This is a genomic window from Catenulispora pinistramenti, assembly GCF_018274385.1.
GTDB classification, from domain to species: Bacteria; Actinomycetota; Actinomycetes; order Streptomycetales; family Catenulisporaceae; genus Catenulispora; species Catenulispora pinistramenti.
Genome location: NZ_JAAFYZ010000041.1, coordinates 21,111 through 44,161 on the forward strand (window position 1 = coordinate 21,111; position 23,051 = coordinate 44,161).

Here is a 23,051-nt window from a genome sequence, read left to right on the forward strand (position 1 = left end):
GCGGTGAGGCCGACGGGGCCGATGGGGCCGACGGGACGGGTCGGCTCAGGTTGTCGCACGCCCCAGGAACGTCAACCCCGGATCGTCGATCGGGATCTCATGGAAGCCCATCCGGTCGTAGAAGGCACGGGCCGCCGTGTTCGCCGTCGACATCACCAGGTGCACCCGCTTCGCCCCGGCCTGGTCCAGAGCCGCGAACAGCGTGCTGAGCAGTGCCCTGCCATGCCCCTGTCCTTGGTGGCTGGGCAGCAGGTCGATGTGCAGATGCGCCGGGTAGTCCGCGAGTTCCGGGACGATCCTGCGCTCGGGGTGGTGCAGCAGCTCGGTCATCACCGCGTCCAGCGTGCCCGGCTCGCCGCCCGGCAGCGGATGCCGCGCGCCGACCATCGGCAGCCACCTGTCGCGCAGTTCGCGCACGAACCGCTCGCTGTCACTGGTGCCCAGCACGTAGCCGACCGCCCGGCCGCCGTCATCGAGCACGAACGCGAGGTCGGGTTCGAGGGTGACATAGGGGGCGGCGAAGACGTCCGGCAGCAGATCCTGGTCACGGTAGATACCGCGCGCGTCGCCTCCGGCGTATCCGGTGCGCATGCAGATGTCGTAAAGGGCGTCCCGGTCTTCGGGTCGATAGAGGCGGATCGTAGGCGAGGACACGGATCGAAGCCTCCTGTTGACCTTTAGGACGAGAGCGGCTTCACCGTAGCGTTCGGGACTGACAACGCGGGTCGGCAGCCCGCCTACCAAGACCGCCCACCAGAACCGCGGCCGCGCACGCCGTCAGCGGGTGGCCTGCTCCGCGATCAGCCCCGTGACCCGCACCCGGTCCGGGTGCATCTCCTCGACCGTCTTGTGCCGGTGCGACCACGGCTGGCGCAGGTCCGGGGTGTACAAACGCGGCACAGCGCAGCCGTAGCGCTTGGCGTGGTAGAGCGCGATGTCCGCCCGCCGGAGCACGTCGGAGAAGGTGTCACCGGATTCGGACACCGCTATGCCGGCCGAGGCGCTGGGCACCAGCGTGACCGAGCGGATCTCATCGAGTTTCAGGTACTGCGGGGCGCCGAGGACTCCGACGATCGCGGTGACGTCGCGCAGCACAACCCGCGGGTCGGCCGAGGGCAGCAGCAGGACGAACTCGTCGCCGCCGAGGCGGAAGGCCCGGGCGCCGACGTCGCGGCAGGCCGCGGCCAGGCGTTCGCCGACGGCGACCAGGTGGGTGTCGCCGACCTGATGGCCCCAGGTGTCGTTGACCGTTTTGAAGTCGTCCAGGTCCAGCAGGGCGGCCGCGGGTGGTCGGCCGGCCCGGGCGGCGTGCTGGTAGTGCTGGCGGGCGGCGGTGCGGTTGGGCAGTCCGGTGAGCGCGTCGTGGTCGGCGAGCCAGCGGGCGTGGGCGGCCTCGCCGGTGGCGCGGCGGACCCGGCGGCGCATCGCGGCCAGCCCGGCCAGGAAGCCGGAGACCGCCGCCGCCGGCGTCGTCAGACACACCATCAGTTCGGAACCCACCGCTGCTCCCCCCGGATCTCAGCTCGTGCGGTGCGGCGCGACGGCCCGGCCGTCGGGCAGCAGTTCGCCGGTGTCCTCGAACTGGACCACCCCGTTGCACAGCAGCCCCCATCCCTGTTCGGGGTGGCTGGCGACCAGGTACGCGGCCTCGCGGTCGGAGTCATCGGCGGTCGGGCACGGCGGCTGGTGCTCGCACGTGCGCTGGGCGGGAAGGACTGCGCCTCGGCGCGCGGCTTCGGGGTCCTTCATGGCGATCATCTTTGGCCTCCTGCGTGGCCGGCCGTCTGCACCGGGTGTGGCGAGAGCGACGAGGTGTTTTGCGTTACACGCCCCCACCCACGAGGCTCGCGGGCCCTCTCGTCTAGATCAATAAGTATCCCATTTTGCAGGGATACGTAATTTATTCAAGGGGTCGGCGGCCCTGATCACGCAACGCTTCGGCGACATCACCCCTGGTAGTCCCCAGTTTCCGCAGAACCCGCGCGACGTGCTGCTCGACAGTGCGCGGGGAGAGGAACAACGCTTCGGCGATGTCGTGGTTGGTCGCGCCGCGGGCCACCAGGGTGGCGACTTGCCGCTCCCGGGGCGAGAGTTGGTCGCCGTAACCACGCCGCCCGCGCCCCGAAGGCCGGGAAAAGCCCAGCTCGGCCATGGTGTGTCGGCAGCGGGCCGCATCGTGGACGGCACCGAGCCGGTCATAGCCGGCCAGCGCCTCGGTCAGCCGGGCGGTGGCCGCCTCACGGTCGCCGGCCGCGCTCCACGCGGTACCGGCTTGTTCCGTCACGCGGGCCCGGTCGTAGGGGCGGCCGATGTCGGACCAGAGCCGGCGGGCGGTGTCGAACTCCAGCGCCGACGCCGCCGGATCGGTCGCCAGCAGCAGCACGCCGCGCGCCATGTGCAGCTCGGCCGTCGCGGCCGGCGCGTCCTTGCCCTGCAACCCCGCCCCGACGTCGGCGACCAGTTGCGTGGCGGCATCGCGCCGCCCGCGAGCCAGCGCCGCCTGGACCGCGACCGGCACCAGACCGGTGCCCCGGGCCCAGGCTTCGGCCCGGCGCAGCGTCGCGAGCGCCGGCGTGGCGATCGCCCAGGCGTCCTCGCCGGCGGCCGCGGCCAGCCGGACGGCGATGAGCCCGGCGGCGGCCCGCAGCTCGACGGTCACCTGGGACTCCAGCTCGCCGTAGGCCGCGGCGGCCGTGAACAGTTCAGCGGCCCGGTCCCGCGCGCCGCGCGCGGCGGCCAGCAGGCCGACCGTCAGCGCCTCGTCGGTCTTGGCCATGGCGATGTCCGGATACTCGGCCCGCAGCGCGGTGAACCGGTTCTCGATGTCGGCCCAGTCGCCGGCCAGGGCGTCGAGCCGGAGCAGCGCGATCCGGCTGTAGGACTCCATGTGCGGGAAGCTGACGCGGTGTGCCAGGTCGCGGCTCTCTTTCAGCATCCGGGCAGCGCGCCGGTCGTGGCCGAGTTCGACGGCGATCTCGCCGGTGTTGTACAGCGCGCGGATGGTCTGCCGCATCTCCTCGTCGTCGTCGCTGGACCGGGGCAGCTGGTCGGCGCGGGCCCAGACGCCGGGATCGCCCTGCCGGGCCAGCAGGGTGAGCCGGGTGGCCTGGACCGCGGCGTGCACGGCCGGGCCGGGGCTGAGCGCGGCCTGGGCCTCGGCGCGCTGCACCCAGGCCCAGGCCTGCTTCGCGCCGCCGTCGCGTTCGTTCATGGCCAGCGCGATCAGCGCCCGGGCGGCGCGGTCGGGCTGGTCGGCCAGTTCCTCGGCGGCGCGCGCCAGCTGCTGGAAACCGGCCCGGTCGCCGGCGTGGCCGACCATGAGCAGCCCCAGCGACAGCCGGATCTCGCCGCGGGCCCGGGTCGGCAGCCGGGGATCGGCCAGGATGCGGCGCAGCGCCCGGGCATCGGTGCGGTAGTCGACGCCGGTCACGGCGATGCCGGCCAGGGCCAGGGCGGCGCGGGAGCGCAGGTCGCCGGAGATGCCCGGCTGTTCCAGGATCCGGTGCAGCAGCGCGGCGGCGGTGCCGGAGTCGCCGAGCGAGATCGCCTGGTCGGCGGCGGCTTCGGCGCGGTCCAGCCAGGCCTTGGGGTCGCCGAGCATCAGGGCGTGGTGCGCGATCTGGACCAGCGGCGGCGGGGACTCGGTCTCCAGGACGGCGATCGCCTGCCAGTGCAGGCGGCCGCGCAGCGGGCCGGGCATCTGTTCGTAGGCGACGCGCTGGGCCAGGACGTGGCGGAAGAAGTAGCGGTTCGCGTCGGTCTCCTGCAGGACCGCGGTGCGCAGCGCTTCGGTGAGGCCGCGGGCGGCCTGGTCCGGTTCCAGGCCCGCGACCTGGGCCAACAGCTGTTCGGTGGCCGGGACGTCCAGGACCGCGGCGGTCTCCACGACGGTCCGGGCCGGCGCCGACAGCGCGTTCAGGCGCTCGGTGAAGGCCTCGCTCAGCCCGCGCGGCACTTCGGCGCGTTCCAGATCGGCGGCGAGGTCGACCCCTCGGCCGGGGGCTCCGCCTTGCTCCCGGTCGCCTCGGTCCCGGTCGCCCCGGTCGCCCCGGTCGCCGCCCGGACCGCGTTCGCCGCGCTCGGCCAACGTGATCAGGTCTTCTTCGGCGGCCAGCGGCAGGCCCTCGCTGCGCTGGTAGAGCACGCTGCCCAGCTCTGGAGTCACCCGGGTCCCGAGTGCGGCGTGCGCCAGGGCCAGCACGTCCGGTCCGGACAGCGGGCCCAGGTGGATCGCCACCGCGCTGACGCCGGGCTGCCGCCGGAACGCCGAACCCAGGACCGATCCGCCGGGCGGCAGGTCTTCGTCGCGGTAGGTGAGGACCAGGCTCAGCTGCTCGGGCATGTCGCGGGTGAGCAGAAGGAGCAGTTCGCGGGTGGCCTCGTCGATCCAGTGCGCGTCCTCGATCACCAGGACCGCCGGGCCGAGTGCGGCCAGGAACGAGCGCAGGCCGAAGACCTGCTGGAAGCGCTTGGCATGGGCGTCGGCCGGCGGCGGGGGCGGGGCGGGAAGCCGCGCGGCCAGATCGGGCAGAAGCGGGGCCAGCACGCCGGTGCTGGGCGGGAGGTCGGCGCTGGGCGGCAGCCAGTCGCCGGCCTTGCGCAGCGCGTCGATGACCGGGCCGTAGGGGAACGGTTCGCGCAGCGGGTGGCACACCCCGGTCAGGACCCGGCTGCCTTCGGCGGCCAGGGCGGCCGCCGCCTCGTGCACCAGCCGCGACTTGCCGATCCCGGCCTCGCCCTCGACCAGGACCACGGCCGGCGGGTGCCGCACGGCGGCGAGCAGCAGGCCGGTCTCGCGTCGGCGCCCGACGAAGGCGAAACCGGCCCCCGACCACGGCCACCGCGTCTGGGCTCCGGTGTCGGGGTCGGCATGCCGGGAGGTAGCGGCCACGTGTGATCACCCGTCCAGATTCCCTCCAAAGTAGATCAAGAGCCGGTTTTCGGCCATGCCGGCCGCCTTTCGGCCGGGCCGGTCGCCGTGGCTACCTCAAGCCTGGGCGGTGCGGCTCTTGAGGTCTTCGTCGGTGATGGCGCGCAGCACCCGGGCCGGGGTGCCGACCGCGACGGCCATCGGCGGGACGTCCCGGCTGACGACGCTGCCGGCCCCGATCACCGAGCCGCGGCCGATCCGGACGCCCGGCAGGACCACGGCGTTGCTGCCGATCCACACCTTGTCCTCGATCACGATCGGCTCGGAGAACCGGCCGAAGTCGGCGCGCCGCGCGGGGTGCACCGGGTGGCCGGTGGTGGTCAGGGTGACGCTCGGCGCGATCATCACGCCGTCCCCGATCCGGATCTCCACGTCGTCGACGAAGGTCAGGTTCACGTTGCCGAAGAAGTCGTCGCCGATGTGCACCTTGCTGCCGAACCCGGCGTGGAACGGCGGCAGCAGCACGGTGCGCTCCCCGACCGAGCCGAAGATCGCCTCCAGCAGGGCCCGGCGTCTGTCCGGCTCGCCGGGCGCGGTGCGGTTGTACTCGAAGATCTCGTCGGTGCGGCGTTGCGGGGCTTGGAAGGCTGCCTCGGTCTCGGTGTAGACGAGCCCCTTGGCTATCCGCGCCAGGACTTCTTCCTCATTGTTCTGCGACACAGCCGAACACTCCGTCCCTTGCTTCACTATGTGGATCATCGGTGCGGTCGAAGAGGATTGACTCTCTTTGGTAAGGCTCGCATATTCGCCAAGGGACGGTTGTTCCCGCCCATTCACCGTCGGGAGGCAATATGTACGATCGCGTTCCCCTGCTCGTCGCGAGATTCCTGCGGCGCTCCGGCACCCGCATCGCCGCCCTCGGCGCGGCGTTCGCCCTCGTCCTGGCATTCACCGCGCCGGCCAGCGCGGACACCGGCGCCGCGCGGGCGAGCGCCACTCGCGCCGCCCTGCCGGCCCTGGCCCCGATCATCCCCTTCGGATGTGCCAAGGCCGAGCCGGGCCGGGCCCACTGCCTGGGGCGGGGGCGGCTCGCGCCGACCACCACCGGCAGCCCGACCAGTTCCGGGCTGAAACCGGCCGACCTGATATCCGCCTACAAGCTCAGCGGCACCAACGGAGCCGGGCGGACCGTCGCGATCGTCGACGCCTTCGACGATCCCAACGCCGCCTCCGACCTCGCGGCCTACCGCAACGCCTACGGGCTGCCGGCGTGCACCGCGGCCAGCGGCTGCTTCCAGAAGGTGAACGGTAGCGGGCAGGCCTCGCCGCTGCCGGCCGCGGACTACGGCTGGGCCGAGGAGGAGAGCCTGGACCTGGACATGGTCTCGGCGATCTGCCCCGGCTGCCACATCCTGCTGGTGGAGGCCGCCGGCGCGGACACCGCGTCGCTGACCGCCGCCGAGGACAGCGCGGCCACGACGCCGGGCGTGGTGTCGGTCTCCAACAGTTGGGGCGCGGCCGAGGACAGCTCCACGCTGGCCGCCGACCCGCACTTCGACCACCCCGGGGTCGCCATCACCGCCAGCAGCGGCGACAGCGGGTACGGCGTCAGCTGGCCGGCCGCCTCGCCCTACGTCACCGCGGTCGGCGGCACCAGCCTGAGCACGGCGTCCAACGCCCGCGGCTGGACCGAGACCGCCTGGTCCAGCGCCGGCAGCGGCTGCTCGACCCAGGAGCCGAAGCCGGTATGGCAGCAGGACACCGGCTGCGCACACCGGACGGTCGCGGACGTGTCCGCCGTCGCCGACCCGAACACCGGGGTCGCCGTCTACGACACCGCGAACAGCTGCGGCGGCGGGGCCTTCTGCGACCTGCTGCTGTCCCTGGGCCTGGCCACCGGCGCCGACGGCTGGGTGCAGGTCGGCGGGACCAGCGCGTCCTCGCCGATCATCGCCTCGGTCTACGCGCTGGCCGGGAACAGCGCCACGACGAACTACGGCTCCTACCCGTACTCGCACACCGCGTCGCTGTTCGACGTGACCAGCGGCTCCAACGGCACCTGCACGCCGACGTACCTGTGCACCGCCGGTCCCGGCTACGACGGGCCGACCGGGCTGGGCACGCCGAACGGCACCGGCGCGTTCTGATCCGCACCGGCTGAACCGGAAGTGGTGCCGCGCCGCCTGGGATCCCGGGATCGGCGCGGCACCGCCGCAGATCCGGACGCGGCGCCCAAGCGTCAGGGGTTCGCCGGGTGCGCCGGGAGCGCTTCGCGTCCGGCGGCCAGGATCGCGTCGGCGATCTGGGCAACCGGGCGGGTGCCGTCCAGGACCAGCGCGCCGAAGCCCCGGTAGGTGGACTCCATGTTCTCGTTGTATCCGAGCGTGGCCGCCAACTCCTCCGGGTGTTTACCGAAGGCGTTCGTGGTGCGGGTCAGCAGGCGGTGCCGGAGCGTCTGATCGTCGACCACCAGACAGACCACGACGTCGAACAGGTCCCACACCTGTACCTCGTTCTCGACGGTGCCGAAAAGGTACGCGACCGTTCCCCGGGATTCCTCGGCAAGAGCCTCCACCTTCGGGCGGCCGATCTGCCAGCCGAAACCGTCGAGCCAGCCGGGCGGCGCCGGATACGGCGGGTCAACGACAACCTCCCCGGTGACCCGATCCACCCACTGGTTGTAGCCGTCCCAGTCGGCGTCGATCGCCCGCTCGCCCCGGCCTTTCAGCAGGCTGCAGACCGTCGACTTGCCGACCCCCGCGTTGCCCGTCACCCACACCAATGCCACCACCGCAGTTTCGCACGAGGCCGGTCACGGCTCAGGCCACTGGCTCTCGATGAACGCCAGGAACCGCGCCGCCGCCGGGGCGAGGGCGTGATCGGTCCGCCACGTCAGGCCGATCGTGCGGCCCGCGGCCCGGGTCGACAGGCTGATGCCGATGGTGCCGCTCAGGCCGACGAACTGCTCGGGGACCACCGCCACCCCGAGGCCGGCGGCGACCAGGCCCTCGATGGTGGCCAGGTCGGCGCTCTCGAAGGAGATCCGGGGGACGACCCCGGCCTCGGCCAGGAGCCCGTCCAACAGCGTCCGGAAGCCGAAGCCGACCGGGGTGGTGACGAGTTCCTCGTCGGCGAGTTCGGCCAGGGCGATGCGCTTGCGGTCGCGCAGCCGGTGGCTCGGCGGCACCACGACGACCAGCCGTTCGCGTTGCAACGGCAGCCAGCCGAAGTCGCCGGTCGGGCGCGGGGAGGTCACCGCCAGTTCGACGGCGCCGGTGCGCAGGTCGTCCCGGATGTGGTGGGCCGCCTCCTGGGTGAGCAGCACGCGGACGGCCGGCGCGTGCCCGTGGAAGGCCCGCAGCAGCCGCGGGACCAGCGAGGTGGCCATCGAGTCCAGGAACGCCAGCCGCACCACGCCCCGGTCGGGGTCCAGGCGCGCGGCCAGCTCGGTCGTCAGCTGCTCGTAGCGGGCCAGCAGCTCCCGGGCCGCCGCGACGACGAGTTCGCCGTTGGGATTGGGCGCGACACCGTCCGGTGCCCGTTCGAACAGCCGGGTCTCCAGCTCGGTCTCGACGCGCGCCAGCGCCCGGGACAGCGTGGGCTGGCTGACGCCGAGGATCGCGGCGGTTCCGGTCATGTGCCGGTGGTCGGCGAGCGCGACCAGCCAGCTGAGATCACGCAGCAGCATCCCCGCCACGATACGCGAGGCGATACGGATTACGCATCGAGAAGGCCCGTCTCTGCTATTGGACGCATGACGGCCGCGGAGTCACGATCGTTGGGTGACCACCCTGGCTCAAGCCGACACCGTCCCAGCCGAGCACGAGGGACACCTGCCCGGCACCCCCGAATTCCGCCGCGTCCTGACCGCCCTGTTCGCCGCGGGCATAGCCACCTTCGTCCTCCTTTACGACACCCAGGCGCTGCTCCCCGACCTCTCCCGCGCCTTCCACGTCTCGCCGGCCGCGAGCACGCTCTCGGTCTCGGCGGCCACCATCGGCCTGGCCCTGGCGCTGTTAGTGTTCGGGCCGCTGTCCGAAGCGGTGGGCCGCACGGTGCTGATCCGGTTCTCCATGGCCGCCTCGGCGGTGCTGGCGATCATCTGCGCCGCCGCCCCCGACTGGGATTCCCTGATCGCGTTGCGGCTGCTGGCCGGCGTGGCGCTCGCCGGGCTGCCGGCGGTGGCCACCGCGTACCTGCGCGAGGAGATGCACCCGAGCGCCCAGGCGCGCGCCGCGGGGATCTACATCGGCGGGACCGCGATCGGCGGGATGGCGGCCCGGATCGTGACGGCGCCGATCGCCGAGTCGGCCGGGTGGCGGTGGGCGCTGGTGGCCGCCGCCGCGGTCTCCACGGCCTGCGCCGTGGTCGTCGCGGTCACGCTGCCGCCGTCGCGGCACTTCGTTCCGACCCGGCTGCGGGGCCGGACCGTGCTGGCGATGCAGCGCCGGGCGCTGGCCGACCCGGCGCTGCTGGCCCTGTACGCGCTGGGTGCTTGTGCGGTCGGGGCGCTGGTCGCGGTGTTCAACGCCGTGGGGTTCCGGCTCACCGGCGCTCCGTTCCATCTGGGCGTCGGGCTGGTCAGCCTGGTGTTCTTGACGTATCCGCTGGGGACGGTGAGCTCCACGGTGTCCGGCCGGCTGGCCGACCGGCTGGGGCGGCGGGCGATCGCGCCGATCGGCTGTGCGGTCGCCTTCGGCGGGGTGCTGCTGACGCTGACCGGGTCGCTGCCGGTCGTCATCGTCGGGATCGCCGCGCTGACCGTCGGGTTCTTCTGCGTGCACGGCCTGGCCAGCGGCTGGGTCACGGCGCGTTCGCACGCGTCGGGAGCCAGTCCCAGCCAGGCCGCGGCGTTCTACCTGTTCGCCTATTACATCGGTTCGTCAGTGTTCGGCAGCCTGGGCGGGCGCGCGTGGTCGGCCGGGGGCTGGCCGGGCGTGGTCACGGTAGCGGGCTCGCTGCTGGGGATCGCTGGAGTGCTAGCCCTGTTGCTGCGTCGGATCCCGCCGCTGGTCGCGCCGCGAACATCGGGCTGATCGCCGGGCTCGTCCCCGGCACCGCCCCCGATACCGCCCCCGACGCGGCCACCGATCGCGGCACCGGGATCGTCGAGCCGCCGCCGAGGTGGTTGAACACCAGGTTCAGCGAGAACGCCACCACCACCGCGATGGTGATCGGGCTGCCGAAGACGATCTGGGCCCAGCTCGGGAACTTCTCGAAGAAGATCGAGTTCCCGAAGCGGTCCATGGCGTAGGCGGGGAGCAGCGACAGGCCCAGGGAGGTCGCGACGATCAGCAGGTTGTGGTTGCCCTGGAACTCGGCCTTCTTCAGGGTCTGGATGCCGACGGCGGTGACGGTCGCGAACATCACCAGGGCCGCGCCGCCGACCACGAACTCCGGCACCGCGGCCACGAACGCCCCGACCTTCGGGATCACCCCCATCACCACCAGAAAGCCGCCGGTGACCGCGGTGACCCAGCGGGAGCGCACGCCGGTCATCTGGACCAGGCCGACGTTCTCGGCGAACAGCGTGTCGGGGAAGGAGTTCATGGACCCGCCGAGCAGCGCCGACAGGCCGTCGGCGGCCAGGCCGCGGGTGATGTCCGCACCGGTGAGCTCCTTGCCGGTCATCTCGGCGACCGCGAGCATGTCGGCGGTGGACTCTGTGTAGGTGACCAGCATGACGATGCACATCGAGATGACCGCCGCGGCGTCGAACTTCGGCGCGCCGAAGTGGAAGGGCGCGGCCAGGCCCAGCCAGTCGGCGTGGCCGACGCCGGACAGGTCCCAGGAGTGCGTGCGGGTGCTCCCGGACCAGCTGTGCGTGAACAGGGCCAGCACCGCGCCGACGGTGATGGCCAGCAGCGGGGCGATCTGGCCGAGGAAGCCGCGCAGGGTGCGGGCCAGGATGAGGATGCCGAAGACCACCGCGAAGGCCACCATGATGTGCGAGACCTGGCCGTAGTGCGGGTCCTCGGTGTCGTGGCCGGCGATCATCGCCGCGGCCGGGCCGATCAGCGAGAGCCCGATGACGGTGATGACGATCCCGGCCACCAGCGGCGGGAAGAAGCGGATCACCTTGGCGAAGGGTCTGGCGATCAGCAGGCCGAACACGCCCGAACACAGCATGGCGCCGTAGACGTAGGGCAGGCCCTTCTCGCCGCCGAACTTGGCGGCGATGGTGATCATCGGCGGGATGACGGTGAACGTCGCGCCGGCCACCACCGGCAGCCGCACGCCGAACAGCTTGCCGACGCCGACCGCCTGGATCAGCGTGGCCACCCCGGCGACCAGCAGGTCGGCGTTGACCAGCAGGGCGATGGTGGCGGCGGACAGCTTCAGCGCGCCGCCGACGACGAACGGGACGGCGATGGCGCCGGCGTACATGATGAACAGGTGCTGCAGGCCGAGGATGGTCAGCCGGGGCGCCGGCAGGACCTCGTCGACCGGGTGTACCCGGGGTTTGGCCTGTGGTGCGTCCGGGGGTATCGCAGTATCGCGCGGGCCGCTTTCGGATGTGCTCATGGAGGGGCTCCCTTGGCGTGAGGGGTTTATCGCTGAGCCGTGCCCCATGCGGTAGTGCCCTTGCCGAGCTACCGGTGCGGTAGCGTCCGAGCCTGCCGTTGTACCGATGAGGATGGTGCTGGTGCGCGCTGGTGTTTCTGAGGAACGGGGGGCGAAGCCGACATCCGTTCCGGGCGAGTTTTTCGTGAGCTGTTAACCCATTGGATGCGAAGCTAGTCCGCCGCCTGATGCCCAGTCAATGAAACTCATCGGATTTCTCGATAGCGGAGCAGGATTCGTACCTTCCCACAATGCAGTTTTCTGCGAAACCCGAAATGGGCATGGCGATACCCTCGCCGTCGCATTTCTGACGGCGAGGGAATGCCATACCCGGAGGATCTGTGCTATGCGTTGTCCTGCCAGCGGGCCTGGACGGCGGCGAGGCCGGAGTCGGTGAGGGTGCCCAGGACGCGCAGGCGGGCCACGCCGCCGTCGGGGCGTACTTCCAGGCGCAGGTGGGTCACGGGGCGGGCGTCGTCGAGCCGGAAGCGGTGCCGGTAGTCCGGCAGCATGCTGCTCTGGCCGATCACCTCGAACCAGTCCGAGCCCGCCGGCTCGCCCGGCCGGTCGGCGCCGAGCAGGACGATGTGGTCCGGCGCGTTGCCCTTGTAGTTGGCGGTGTCGATCTCGATCACGGCCGGGACCCCTTGGGCGGCCAGCCGGACCTCGATCCAGTCCCCGACGCCGTCGCGGCGGCGGGCCGTCTCCCAGCCCTCGCCCATGACCCGGGACTCCCCCGGTTTGATCAGGTTCTCCGGCGCGGAGAAGAACATGTTGGAGGCGGCGACGATCTGGGCGCCGTTGGTCAGGGCGGCCAGATCCACCGGGACGCCGGCCAGGAACCGCGGGTCCGGGACGGGTTCGCCGTAGACGCGGAAGCGGGCGATGCCGCCGTCGGGGATCATGGCGAGCCGGACGTGGGTGAAGCGGCGCTCGGCACCGCCCGCGGCCTCGACGGCGAAGTGGTGCTCGCAGTCCCCGGACAGCGGGCTGACCGGCACGATCTCGGTCCACTCGGCGGCCAGCAGATCGGCCGGGGTCGGGAAGCCGGGGACGCTGGCCGCTTCGACGCGGGCGTGCGGCGGGTAGTTGCCGATGAAGAACGCGGTGTCGACGGTGACGCCGCGCACCACGCCGGGGATGCCGAGGCGGATGATCGCCGAGTCGTGCTCGGTGCCCTGCACACCCGGTCCGCCGGGCCGTCGGCGCCGGGTCTCCCAGCCGTCCACGACCTGGCCTTTGTGGCCGAAGGTGTGGGGGCTGAAGGTCGGCAGTTCGGGGCGGATCAGCGCCTCCTTCTCGCCGAAGAACTCGTCGTTGGCCCACACCACCGCGCCCCCGACGTCGCGGGCGGCCAGGTCGGTCAGGCGGGTGAAAGACGGGGTGTCGCTCATCGGACCTCCGGGGGTGTGAGGAAGCATCCGCGCGGGACGCCGGTGATCGGCTCCCCGCGCAGGTAGGCCGCGCGCACGACGCCGTGCAGTTCGCGGCCGGCGTAGGGGGTGACAGGGTTCTTGTGGTGCAGGGCCGCGGGGTCGACGGTGAACGCGGCGTCGGGGTCGAAGACCACCAGGTCGGCGTCGCAGCCCACAGCGATACGGCCCTTGGCCGGCAGGCCGACCAGATCGGCGGGCCCGGTGGCCATCCACTGCGCGACGTCGGCCAGGCTCCGGCCCCGGGCCCGCGCGCCGGTCCACACCGCCGACAGGCCCAGTTGTAGCGAGGAGATCCCGCCCCAGGCCGCGGCGAAGTCGCCGGAGTCGAGGTGCTTGAGGTCGGGCGTGGCGGGCGAATGGTCGGACACGACGACGTCGATCACGCCGTCGGCGAGCGCCGCCCACAACGCCTCGCGGTCCTGGGCGCGGCGGATCGGCGGGCAGCACTTGAACTCGGTGGCGCCGTCGCCGATCTCCTCGGCGCTGAAGGTGAGGTAGTGCGGGCAGGTCTCGGCGGTGATGCGGACGCCGCGGGCCTTCGCGGCGGCGATACGCGGCAGAGCCTCGGCCGCGGCCAGGTGCAGGATGTGGACCCGAGCGCGGTATTCGTGCGCGGCGTCGATGACGGCGGCGATGGCGCTGTCCTCGGCGGCGGCCGGACGCGAGGCGAGGAAATCGTGATAGCGGGTACTGGAAGGCGCGGCGGCAAGGGCTTCGGCGTTCTCGGCATGGACGATGAGAAGCCCGTCGAACCGGGCGATCTCCCGCAATGCTTTACGCATTTCCGGAACGGTCAGCGCCGGGAACTCCTCAACACCGGAATCGGCGAGGAAGCATTTGAAACCGAACACGCCCTTCTTGTGCAAAGAACGCAACGCGGCAGTGTTACCGGGTATCGCACCACCCCAGAATCCGACATTGACGAAACACTTCCCGTCGGCCGCTTTGCGCTTGACGTCCAACGCGGGCCCGTCCACCGTCGGCGGAATCGAGTTGAGCGGCATATCGACCAGCGTGGTCACGCCCCCGGCCGCCGCCGCGCGCGTGGCGGAGGCGAAGCCCTCCCACTGCGTACGGCCGGGCTCGTTGACGTGCACGTGCGTGTCGACCAGGCCGGGCAGCAGCGCGGTGTCGGCGAGGTCGAGCTCCACCCGGCCGGTGTAGGGGGCACGGTATTCGCCGACCGCGGCGATGCGGCCGTCCCGCACGCCCACCGCCGCCGGGCGCGGACGGACGGCGTCGGGCAGAACGGCGCGTGTGGAGCGCAGGACGAGGTCGAACGGATCATTCGCGGTCATACGGCGGCCCCGGTGAGCGCATCGGCGGCGATGACGGCCGCGAGCTGTTCGAGGAGCGGACCGGCGTCGAGGATGCAGCGCTCAAGATCGGGCTCGATGCCGCTGAGCGTGTAGGCGGCGCGGATCCCGGCGGCTTCGAGCTCGGCGGGGGTCAGGGTGCAGACCCCGGCGACCGCGACGACGGGAACGCCCGCGCGGGCAGCGGCTCGGGCGACACCGGCCGGGGCCTTGCCGCGCAGGGATTGGCGGTCGAGGGAGCCTTCGCCGGTGATGACGAGGCGCGCGCCATGGGCCTTGGTCGCAAAGTCGGCCAGGTCCAGGACGATGTCGATACCGGGTTCCAGCCGCGCGCCGAGCAGGGACATGGCTGCGAAACCGATGCCGCCTGCCGCGCCCGCGCCGGGGACTTGGGCGAAATCAGCCGGCGCATGGGCCGGGCTGTGGGCAGGGACCTGGCGCGAACCAGCATCCACATCTGCCGGGCCCGAGCCCGTGACCGAACCACGCGCACTAGCCAGGCTGTGGGCAGCGATCTCGCGCGAACCAGCATCCGCATCTGCCGAGCCCGAGCCCGAAGCATGCGCACCATCAACCCGCGCACCAGCCGGGCCGGGGCCGAAGCCCCGACCCCCGACCGCGCCTTGAACCAAGCGAGCCCAGTTCGCCAGCGCCGCGTCAAGCAGCGCGACATCTTCTGCCGTCGCACCCTTCTGCGGCCCATATATCGCCGCAGCGCCATTCGGCCCCAGCAGTGGATTGTCGACATCGCTGGCCACGATCAGCTCCCTGACCGCGGCCAGCTCGCCCACATCGATCCGCGCCAGCCGGGCCAGCGCCGCACCGCCGCGCGGCAGTCCCTGCCCCGCCGCGTCGAGCAGGCGCGCGCCGAGCGCCTGGACCAGGCCCGCTCCCCCGTCGGTGCAGGCGCTGCCGCCGAGCCCGAGGATGACGCGCGTGCATCCGGCCTCGAGCGCCGCGCGGATCAGCTGCCCGGTGCCGTACGACGTGGCTGACAGCGGGGCCGCCTCGCCGCGCGGCAGCCTGCGCAGGCCCGAGGCCTCGGCGACCTCGATCACCGCCGTGTCGCCGCGCACCGCGAAGCCCGCTTCGATCGGTGCGCCGGTCGGGCCGGTCGCGCGGGTCAGGACCCGCGCGAAGCCGGCTTCGACCGCCGCGGCGACCGTGCCCTCGCCGCCGTCGGCGACCGGGATCGTGCGGATGCCCAGGGCGGGCGAGGCGCGGCGCAGTCCCGCGGCCAGATGGGATGTGGCCTCGGCGGCGCTCAGGGAGCCCTTGAACTTGTCCGTGGCCAGCAGGATGTGGCCGGCGCTGGACTGCGGCATGGTCACGGCTGCGACTGCGGCTCGGGCAGCGGCTCGAATTCGCGCACCGCGTCGATGGCCGGGCCGTGCGGGGTGTTGGCCTCGCGCTCGATCATGATCTCGACCAGGACCGGGCGGTTGGTGGCCGCCGCCTGCTTGCGGGCCCACTCCAGGGTGGGGCGGATCTCGTCAGGGGCGAACACGCGGCGTCCCGAGCATCCGTAGGCCTCCATGATCTTGACGTTGTCGGTGCCGTACTCGTCGTAGTGGATGTCGACCTGGTAGTTCATCTCGTAGCCGATCGAGGCCTGGCGGATCAGGCCCAGGTACTCGTTGTTCAGCATGATCAGCACGAACGGGACGTCGTACTGCGCCCCGACCGCCAGTTCCTCCACCAGGAAGTGGAAGCCGTAGTCGCCGACGATGCCGACCACCTCGGCGTCCGGTTCGGTCTTGCGCAGCGCGGTCTTCACCCCGATCGCGGCCGGGATCTCCCAGCCCAGCGGTCCGGCCTGGCCGCAGACCTGGTAGCGGCGCGGCTGGTAGGCCTTCTGGTGCTGGCCGCCCCAGATCTGGTAGAGGCCGATCGCGGTCACGAAGTAGGTGGAGGCGTCGAAGAGCTCGTTGATCTCCTTGTAGACCCGCGGCGCCTTGATCGGCACGGAGTCGAAGTCCTCGCGCCGGGTCAGCGAGGTCTTCAGCGAGGTCACCCGCGAAGCCCAGGCGGCCGGGCCGCGGCCTGCGACGCCGCGCGCCTTGGCCGCCGCCAGCAGGGCCCGCAGGAACAGCTTGGCGTCCGAGACTATCCCCAGGTCGGGCTCGAACACCCGGCCCAGCTGGGTCGACTCGATGTCGACGTGGATGAACTTGCGGTCGCCCCGGTAGACGTCGAGGGTCCCGGTGTGCCGGTCGCCGAAGCGGGCGCCGACGGCGAGTACGAGGTCTGATTCCAGGAACGAGGCGTTGCCGTAGCGCTGCGAGGTCTGCACGCCGGTCATGCCCGCGTACAGCGGGTCGTCCTCGTCGACCGCGCCCTTGCCCATCAGCGTGACCTGCACCGGGATCCCGAGGTAGGACACCAGCTCGCGCAGTTCCGGCGCGGCGTCGGCGATGATCACGCCGCCGCCGGCCAGGATCAGCGGACGCTCGGCGGTCAGCAGCAGGTCCAGCGCCTTCTCCACGCGCGGCGCGTGCGGCTCCACGACGGCCACCGGCAGCGGGGAGTCGAGCGCGGCGTCGTACTCGATGAACTGCTTGGCGACGTCCAGCGGGATGTCCACCAGCACCGGCCCGGGACGGCCCGAGCGGGCGATCCGGAAGGCCTCGCGGAAGATCCACGGCGCGGTCGCCGCCTCCTTGATCTGCACCGCCCACTTCGTCACCGGCGTGGCGCAGCCGACGATGTCGACGGCCTGGAACGCCTCCTTGTCCAGGGCCGTGGAGACGGCCTGGCCGGTGATGCAGACCATCGGGATCGAGTCGGCCATCGCGGTGTACAGGCCGGTGATCATGTTGGTCCCGGCCGGCCCGGAGGTGCCGATGGCCACGCCGACCCGGCCGTTGGTCCGGGCCCAGCCGTCGGCCATGTGCGTGGCGCCCTCTTCGTGGCGCACGATCAGGTGGTCGATCCCGCCTTCCTCTTCCATCGCCTTGTACAGCGGCAGGATGGCGGCGCCGGGGCAGCCGAAGGCGGCGTCCACGCCCTCGGACTTCAGGACCTGCACCACCGCGTTCATCACGGGCATCTTCATGGGAGTCAGTTCGCCTTTCGTGCGGCACGGCCAGATCGACCGGACAGGTTCTCGGCCACGGCCAGCAGCGCGGAGTGGTCCCGGTCGCCCAGGCCCTGCGCGCGGGCGGCCTGGATCAGCGCGGCGACCAGGCTGGTCATCGGCAGTGCCACCTCGGCCTGCCGCGCGGCGTCCAGGGCGATGCCCATGTCCTTGTGGTGCAGGTCGATGCGGAAGCCCGGCTTGAAGTCGCGGGCCAGCATCGAGGCCCGCTTGAGCTCCAGGATCCGGGAGCCGGCCAGGCCGCCGGCCAGCATGTCCAGACCCGCGGCGGCGTCCACGCCCGCGGCCTCCATCAGCACGATCGCCTCGGCGACCAGCGCGTACGTCCCGCCGACCACCAGCTGGTTCGCGGCCTTGACGACCTGCCCGGAGCCGGCCGGCCCGCACAGCGCCGCGACCTTGCCGACCGCGTCGAACACCGGACGCGCGGCGGCGAAGGCGTCGGGCTCGCCGCCTACCATGATGGACAGGACGCCGTCGATCGCGCCCTTCTCGCCGCCGGACACCGGGGCGTCCAGCACGCGCACGCCGAGCGCCTCACCGGCCGTCGCGACCGCGATCGAGGTCTCGGGGCGGATGGTGGAGAAGTCGATGAACAGGGTGCCGGGCTTGATGGACTCGAACACCCCGCCGCCGCCCAGGACCGCGGCGGCCACGTGCGGATGCGCGGGCAGCATGGTGATGACGATGTCGGCGCCGTCGATCGCCTCGGCGATGGAGGCCGCGCCGGTGCCGCCGGCGGCGGCGAGCTTGGCGACGTTGGGGGCGTTCAGGTCGTAGCCGGTCACCTCGAACCCGGCCTTGACCAGGTTCGCGGCCATTGGGGACCCCATGATCCCCAGGCCGATGAAGCCTGTCTTCGTGCTCATGAAAGAGATTCCATCCATTCGAAGCTGTCGGTGGTGATGCCGGTGGACGGCTTGTACTCCAGCCCGATCCAGCCCCGGCCGGACTCGGCGGTGTAGCCGGCCTCGGTCAGGGCCTTGAACAAGGCGGAGAAGTCCAGGGCGCCGCTGTCGGGTTCGCCGCGGGCCGGGATGTCGGCGATCTGCACGTGCCCGAACCGGCCGGCGTGCGCGGCGATCGTGGTGAACAGGTCCTCGTCCATGCGGGCCAGGTGGTAGAGGTCGCACAGGAAGGCCAGGTTGCTCGCGCCGGTCGCGGCCGAGACCCGGTCGATCTCGGCCAGCGCCGCCGCGGTGGAGGTGATCGGGTACGCCGGGGACTCGATCGCGTTCAGCGCCTCGATCAGCACGGTCGCGCCGATCCGGTCGGCGGCGGCCGCCGCCGCGCCGAGATTCTCCAGCGCCAGGTCCTGCTGCTGGAGTTCGGAACAGCCCTCGATCCGGTTGCCGTACAAGGCGTTCAGGTTCCGGCAGCCGGTGCGCTCGGCGATCCCGACCGCGACGTCGATGCCGTCCCGGAACCGCTCGCCGTGTTCGGGGACTGATACCAGCCCGCGCGCGCCGACCGACAGATCGTCGGGGAAGTTCAGCCCGACCAGGCTGACCCCGGCGTCGTCCAGCGCGGCCGTGAACGCGTCCACGTCCCGGTCGGACGGCACCGCCTCGGTCCCGAACGGCCACCAGAACTCCGCGGCGGTGAACCCGGCGGCGCGGGCGGCGGCCGGGCGTTCCAGCAACGGCAGTTCGGTGAACAGGATCGAGAGGTTGATGTCGAAGCGGAGCGTCACTGGGCTGCCTCCAGGCTGGCCTTGTACGCACGCCAGTCGGCGTGGTGGGAGATGTCGCGGTAGGTGTGGGGTTCGGTGTAGGCCCGGCGCCGGACCATCGACAGGGTGCCGCCGCCGTCTTCGAGTTCGATGACGCCGAGTTCGAGCTCTTCGGGCTCGGCGGGCAGCAGCGAGCGCTCCAGGACGTCCCAGGGCACGTCGTAGAGCTCGCCGACGACGCTCACGCCGCCGGACTGGACCGCCTCGATCGCCGGGAATGCGTCGCCGACGGAGTAGAAGCGGTACTTGGCGGCGGTGCGGACGACGCCGACCAGCGGGGAGTCCTTCAGGAGGTGGTTGAGGGGGCCGCCGCGCATGGCGGCGCCGTTGAGGAACATCAGGGTCATGCCGGGACTCCGCTCTCAAGGGGTGGGACCGCCGGGGCGTGGTGGATCGCGGTGCTGACGTCGGCCAGGGCGCGCCCGGTACCGCCGTGCCGGGCCGCGACGATCTCGGCAGCGATGGACAGCGCGGTCTCCTCCGAGGTGCGGGCGCCGAGGTCCAGGCCGATCGGGGCGTGCAGGTTCGCGATCTCGGCGTCGGACAGGCCCGCTTCGCGCAGCCGGTCCGCGCGCTGGGCGCAGGTGCGGCGCGAGCCCATGGCCCCGACGTAGGCGATGGGCAGCCGCAGGGCCTGGACCAGCAGCGGGACGTCGAATTTGGCGTCGTGGGTGAGGACCGCGACGACCGTGCGGGCGTCGACGCGGGTGGTCTGCAGGTAGCGGTGCGGCCAGGCGACCACGACGTCGTCGGCTTCCGGGAAGCGGCGGCGGGTGGCGAAGACCGGGCGGGCGTCGCAGACGGTGACGTGGTAGCCGAGGTACTTGCCGACGCGGACCAGCGCGGCGGCGAAGTCGATGGCGCCGAAGATGAGCATGCGGGGCGCGGTGACGAAGGACTGGATGAACACGGTCACCGGCTCGCCGCAGTCCTGGCCCTCGCCCTCGGTGCCGACGGCGATGGTGCCGGTGGCGCCGGACTCGACCATCGCGCGGGCGTGCCGGGCGATGACGCGGTCGAGGCCTGGGCTGACGGCGCCGGTGGCGGACCAGGGATCGCCGTCGACGGCGATCGAGGCGCCGGGCGGGCCCCACAGGATCTCAGGGGCCTGCGGGCGGACCGCGAGCGAGCGGCCGACCAGGTCGGCGGGGCCGGCGATGACCCGGGCCAAGGCGATCGGCTCGCCGGCGACCGTGGCGGACAACGCCGCACCGACAGCCGACTCCGGCCGCGCGGTCAGGGCACTGCCCCGGCCATCAGCGGCGGGCGACTCCGGTCGCGCGATCGGCTCGCCGGCGCTCATGGCCTCAAGTTCTGAACCGATCGCGGGTTCACGATCCGGAAACACCGGCTGGATGAACACCTCCAGCTCCCCGCCGCAGGTCAGCCCGACCGCGAAGGCGTCGTCATCGCTGTACCCGAACGTCTCCAGCACCGGCCTGCCGTGTTGCAGCGACTCCACGCACAGCTCGTACACCGCCCCTTCAACACAGCCGCCGGACACGCTCCCCACCGCCGTGCCCTCGGCATCGACCGCCAACGCGGCGCCGAGTTCGCGCGGGGCGCTGCCCTTCACGGCCACCACTGAGGCGATCGCGTAGGGCTTGCCGGCCGCGTGCCAGGCGTGCAGGTCCTCTGTGATGTCACGCATCTGTCGGAACCTCCGTCAGGTCCTCCGGTCGGATCGGCACCCGGCGCAGGTCCAGCCCGGTCGCGTCGCGGATCGCGGCGGCGATCGCCGGGGTGGAGGACAGCGTCGGGGGCTCGCCGGCGCCGCGCAGGCCGTAGGGGGCGCGGGGGTCGGCGTTCTCCAAGATCTCCATCCGCATCGGCGGCATGTCCAGGATCGTGGGGATCAGGTAGTCGGTGAAGGAGGGGTTGCGGACCTTGCCGTCGCGGACCTGGATCTCCTCCATCACCGCCAGGCCCAGGCCCTGGGCGGAGCCGCCGTGCAGTTGGCCTTCCAGCGACAGCCGGTTCATGATTTTGCCGACGTCCTGGACCAGGTCCAGGGCGACCACCTTGATCAGGCCGAGCTCGATGTCCACGTCGACCACCGCGCGGTGCACGGCGAAGGCCAGCTGCGTGTGCGAGTTCCCCTGGCCGGTGAACGGATCCATGCGGTCGGTGCGGTGGTGGTGGTACTCGCGGGTCTCCTCGATCGGGCCGGCGGCCAGCACCTCCTCCAGGGTGCCGATCACGCCTTCGGCGTGCGACACGATCTTCCCGCCGACCAGCGACAGGTCGTCGTAGTCCCGGCCGTGGTCCTCGGCCAGCCGGGCGAACACCGCGGCCCGCACCGCCTCGCACGCGGTCTTCACCGCGCCGCCGGTCATGTACGACTGCCGCGAGGCCGAAGACGATCCGGCGTTGCCGACCGAGGAGTCGGCCGGGTGGATGACCACCTGTTCCACGCCCAGTTCGGTGCGCGCGATCTGCGCCTCCAGCGTGATCAGGCCCTGCCCGACCTCGGCGGCGGCGGTGTGCACCAGCGCGCCGACGGTGTCGCCGAGCAGCTCCAGGCGCACCCGCGCGGTGGAGTAGTCGTCGAAGTCCTCGGAGAAGCAGATGTTCTTCACGCCGATGCCGTAGCCGACGCCGCGCACGACGCCTTCGCCGTGGGTGGTGTTGGCGGTGGAGCCGGGCAGGTTGCGCAGGTCCGAGGTGTCGGCCGGGGCCGGCATCGGCAGCGCCTTGAGCGTCTCCAGCATCTCGGCGACCGGCGCCGGCGCCTCCACGACCTGGCCGGTGGCCAGCTTGTCGCCCTGGGTCACGGCGTTGCGCTGGCGGATGGTGACCGGGTCCAGGCCGAGGGCGGCGGCCAGCTTGTCCATCATCGACTCGTAGGCGAAGCAGGCCTGGACCGCGCCGAAGCCGCGCATCGCGCCGCACGGCGGGTTGTTGGTGAGCGCCCCGTAGGAATCGATCCTGATGTTCGGGACGACATACGGCCCGACGCCGAGCGAGGCGGCGTTGCCGACGACGTTGGAGGTGGCCGAGGTGTAGCCGCCGCCGTCCAGGACGATCTCCACGTCGGCGAACACCAGCTTGCCCTCGGCGGTGGCGCCGTAGGTGTACTTCATCGAAGCCGGATGCCGGTGCACATGCCCGAAGAAGGACTCCTCGCGGTTGTAGACCATCTTCACCGGCTTGCCGATCCGCAGCGCGAGCATCGCGGCGTGGATCTGCATCGACAGGTCCTCGCGTCCGCCGAACGCGCCTCCGACCCCGGACAGGGTCATCCGGACCTTCGCCTCCGGCAGGCCCAGGCAGGGGGCGACCTGCAGAAGGTCGTTGTGCATCCATTGGGTGGCCACGTAGAGGTCGACGCCGCCGTCCTCGGCCGGAACCGCGAGCCCTGATTCGGGACCCAGGAACGCCTGATCCTGAATGCCGACCTCGTATTCGCCGGAGACGACGACGGCACACCGGGCGCGCACCGCCGGATCGTCGACGTCGGCACCGACCCGGACCGGCTGGTGCCGCACGAGGTTGCCGTCCGGGTGGACGCGCGGGGACTCCGGGTCGAACAGGGCGCGGCGCGCGTCGACCACCGGTTCGAGCACCTCGTAGTCGACCTGGATCAGCTTCAGGGCCCGCCGTGCGGTCTCCGGGTGGTCGGCCGCGACCAACGCCACCGGCTCGCCCTGGTGCCGGACCTCGCCGATGGCCAGGACCGGCTGGTCGCGGACGTCCAGGCCGTAGAGCTTGCAGCCGGGTACGTCCTCGTGGGTGAGGACGGCGTCGACGCCGGGCAGGGCCAGCGCGGCGGCGAAGTCGATGGAGCGGATCAGGGCCCTGGGATGCGGGCTGCGCAGGGTCGCGCCCCAGACCATGTCGTCCATGAACAGGTCGGAGGAGTAGGCGAACTCGCCCTTGACCTTCAGGGGGCCGTCGGGCCGGGTCGGGCTGTCGCCGACGCCGCCGGTCGTGGCGGACTGATTGAGATCGCGAGGCGCGCGATCAGGGGCTCGCGTGGGCATCAGGACACCTCTGGCAGGAGTCGGTTCACGGCGCGGATGACCGTGCGGGGCGG

General features: G+C 72.0%; 18 protein-coding genes and 1 pseudogene. 2 read left to right on the forward strand and 17 right to left on the reverse strand.

What is annotated here, in order from left to right; all coding sequences use genetic code 11:
* Window positions 1–45: 45 nt before the first annotated feature.
* The 5 genes and pseudogenes from KGQ19_RS14620 to KGQ19_RS14640 all read right to left on the reverse strand — a co-directional run bounded on the left by KGQ19_RS14620 (window position 46) and on the right by KGQ19_RS14640 (window position 5,590).
* Entirely contained in the window at window positions 46–654 is a 609-nt protein-coding gene (locus KGQ19_RS14620; RefSeq protein WP_212009672.1) for a GNAT family N-acetyltransferase, read from the reverse strand.
* A 123-nt stretch (window positions 655–777) separates the two neighbouring features.
* Entirely contained in the window at window positions 778–1,500 is a 723-nt protein-coding gene (locus KGQ19_RS14625) for a GGDEF domain-containing protein (protein WP_212009673.1), read from the reverse strand.
* Window positions 1,501–1,518: 18 nt separating this feature from the next.
* A pseudogene (locus KGQ19_RS14630) lies at window positions 1,519–1,695 on the reverse strand (DUF5999 family protein); the annotation flags it as partial.
* A 205-nt stretch (window positions 1,696–1,900) separates the two neighbouring features.
* Complete coding sequence (locus KGQ19_RS51875) at window positions 1,901–4,891, reverse strand: ATP-binding protein (RefSeq protein ID WP_212009675.1); 2,991 nt, start codon at window positions 4,889–4,891, stop codon at window positions 1,901–1,903.
* A gap of 96 nt (window positions 4,892–4,987) precedes the next feature.
* Window positions 4,988–5,590 (reverse strand): sugar O-acetyltransferase, encoded by a 603-nt coding sequence (locus tag KGQ19_RS14640; protein WP_212009676.1) that lies wholly within the window; start codon window positions 5,588–5,590, stop codon window positions 4,988–4,990.
* Between the two features lie 131 nt (window positions 5,591–5,721).
* On the opposite strand from KGQ19_RS14640, the gene KGQ19_RS14645 reads away from it, so the two are divergent.
* On the forward strand, window positions 5,722–7,017 hold the full coding sequence (locus tag KGQ19_RS14645; RefSeq protein ID WP_212009677.1) for a S53 family peptidase: 1,296 nt from the start codon (window positions 5,722–5,724) through the stop codon (window positions 7,015–7,017).
* Between the two features lie 92 nt (window positions 7,018–7,109).
* Here KGQ19_RS14645 and KGQ19_RS14650 read toward each other — a convergent pair whose 3' ends face one another.
* Both KGQ19_RS14650 and KGQ19_RS14655 read right to left on the reverse strand, forming a co-directional pair.
* A complete protein-coding gene (locus KGQ19_RS14650) occupies window positions 7,110–7,658 on the reverse strand; it encodes an AAA family ATPase (protein WP_212009678.1) in 549 nt (182 codons plus the stop codon).
* A 24-nt stretch (window positions 7,659–7,682) separates the two neighbouring features.
* Window positions 7,683–8,558 (reverse strand): LysR family transcriptional regulator, encoded by an 876-nt coding sequence (locus tag KGQ19_RS14655; RefSeq protein ID WP_230418653.1) that lies wholly within the window; start codon window positions 8,556–8,558, stop codon window positions 7,683–7,685.
* A gap of 94 nt (window positions 8,559–8,652) precedes the next feature.
* Here KGQ19_RS14655 and KGQ19_RS14660 point away from each other — a divergent pair, with 94 nt between their 5' ends.
* Window positions 8,653–9,906: an MFS transporter gene (locus KGQ19_RS14660; protein WP_307856422.1), complete on the forward strand. Its 1,254-nt coding sequence runs from the start codon at window positions 8,653–8,655 to the stop codon at window positions 9,904–9,906.
* On the opposite strand, the gene KGQ19_RS14665 is transcribed toward KGQ19_RS14660, so the two are convergent.
* The 10 genes from KGQ19_RS14665 to pucD form a co-directional block, all read right to left on the reverse strand.
* The gene (locus KGQ19_RS14665) at window positions 9,812–11,395 is read right to left on the reverse strand and encodes a uracil-xanthine permease family protein (protein WP_212009679.1); all 1,584 of its coding nucleotides are present in this window, start codon (window positions 11,393–11,395) and stop codon (window positions 9,812–9,814) included. The two genes, KGQ19_RS14660 and KGQ19_RS14665, sit on opposite strands and share 95 nt — an antisense overlap.
* A 383-nt stretch (window positions 11,396–11,778) precedes the next feature.
* Window positions 11,779–12,828 (reverse strand): allantoicase, encoded by a 1,050-nt coding sequence (gene alc, locus KGQ19_RS14670; protein ID WP_212009680.1) that lies wholly within the window; start codon window positions 12,826–12,828, stop codon window positions 11,779–11,781.
* Window positions 12,825–14,168 (reverse strand): allantoinase AllB, encoded by a 1,344-nt coding sequence (allB, locus tag KGQ19_RS14675; RefSeq protein WP_212009681.1) that lies wholly within the window; start codon window positions 14,166–14,168, stop codon window positions 12,825–12,827. The genes alc and allB overlap by 4 nt, the downstream gene beginning before the upstream one ends.
* On the reverse strand, window positions 14,165–15,487 hold the full coding sequence (locus KGQ19_RS14680; RefSeq protein ID WP_438801865.1) for a glycerate kinase: 1,323 nt from the start codon (window positions 15,485–15,487) through the stop codon (window positions 14,165–14,167). Before KGQ19_RS14680 ends, allB begins: the two co-directional genes overlap by 4 nt.
* 26 nt (window positions 15,488–15,513) lie before the next feature.
* Complete coding sequence (gene gcl / locus KGQ19_RS14685; protein WP_368862100.1) at window positions 15,514–17,235, reverse strand: glyoxylate carboligase; 1,722 nt, start codon at window positions 17,233–17,235, stop codon at window positions 15,514–15,516.
* Between the two features lie 11 nt (window positions 17,236–17,246).
* Window positions 17,247–18,152, reverse strand: a complete 906-nt coding sequence (locus KGQ19_RS14690) for a 2-hydroxy-3-oxopropionate reductase (RefSeq protein ID WP_230418654.1) — start codon at window positions 18,150–18,152, stop codon at window positions 17,247–17,249.
* A complete protein-coding gene (locus KGQ19_RS14695; protein WP_212009685.1) occupies window positions 18,149–18,976 on the reverse strand; it encodes a hydroxypyruvate isomerase family protein in 828 nt (275 codons plus the stop codon). The genes KGQ19_RS14690 and KGQ19_RS14695 overlap by 4 nt, the downstream gene beginning before the upstream one ends.
* Window positions 18,973–19,362 (reverse strand): allophanate hydrolase-related protein, encoded by a 390-nt coding sequence (locus tag KGQ19_RS14700; protein ID WP_212009686.1) that lies wholly within the window; start codon window positions 19,360–19,362, stop codon window positions 18,973–18,975. Before KGQ19_RS14700 ends, KGQ19_RS14695 begins: the two co-directional genes overlap by 4 nt.
* Entirely contained in the window at window positions 19,359–20,666 is a 1,308-nt protein-coding gene (locus tag KGQ19_RS14705) for an XdhC family protein (protein ID WP_212009687.1), read from the reverse strand. The genes KGQ19_RS14700 and KGQ19_RS14705 overlap by 4 nt, the downstream gene beginning before the upstream one ends.
* Entirely contained in the window at window positions 20,659–22,998 is a 2,340-nt protein-coding gene (pucD, locus tag KGQ19_RS14710) for a xanthine dehydrogenase subunit D (RefSeq protein ID WP_212009688.1), read from the reverse strand. The genes KGQ19_RS14705 and pucD overlap by 8 nt, the downstream gene beginning before the upstream one ends.
* Between the last annotated feature and the right edge of the window lie 53 nt (window positions 22,999–23,051).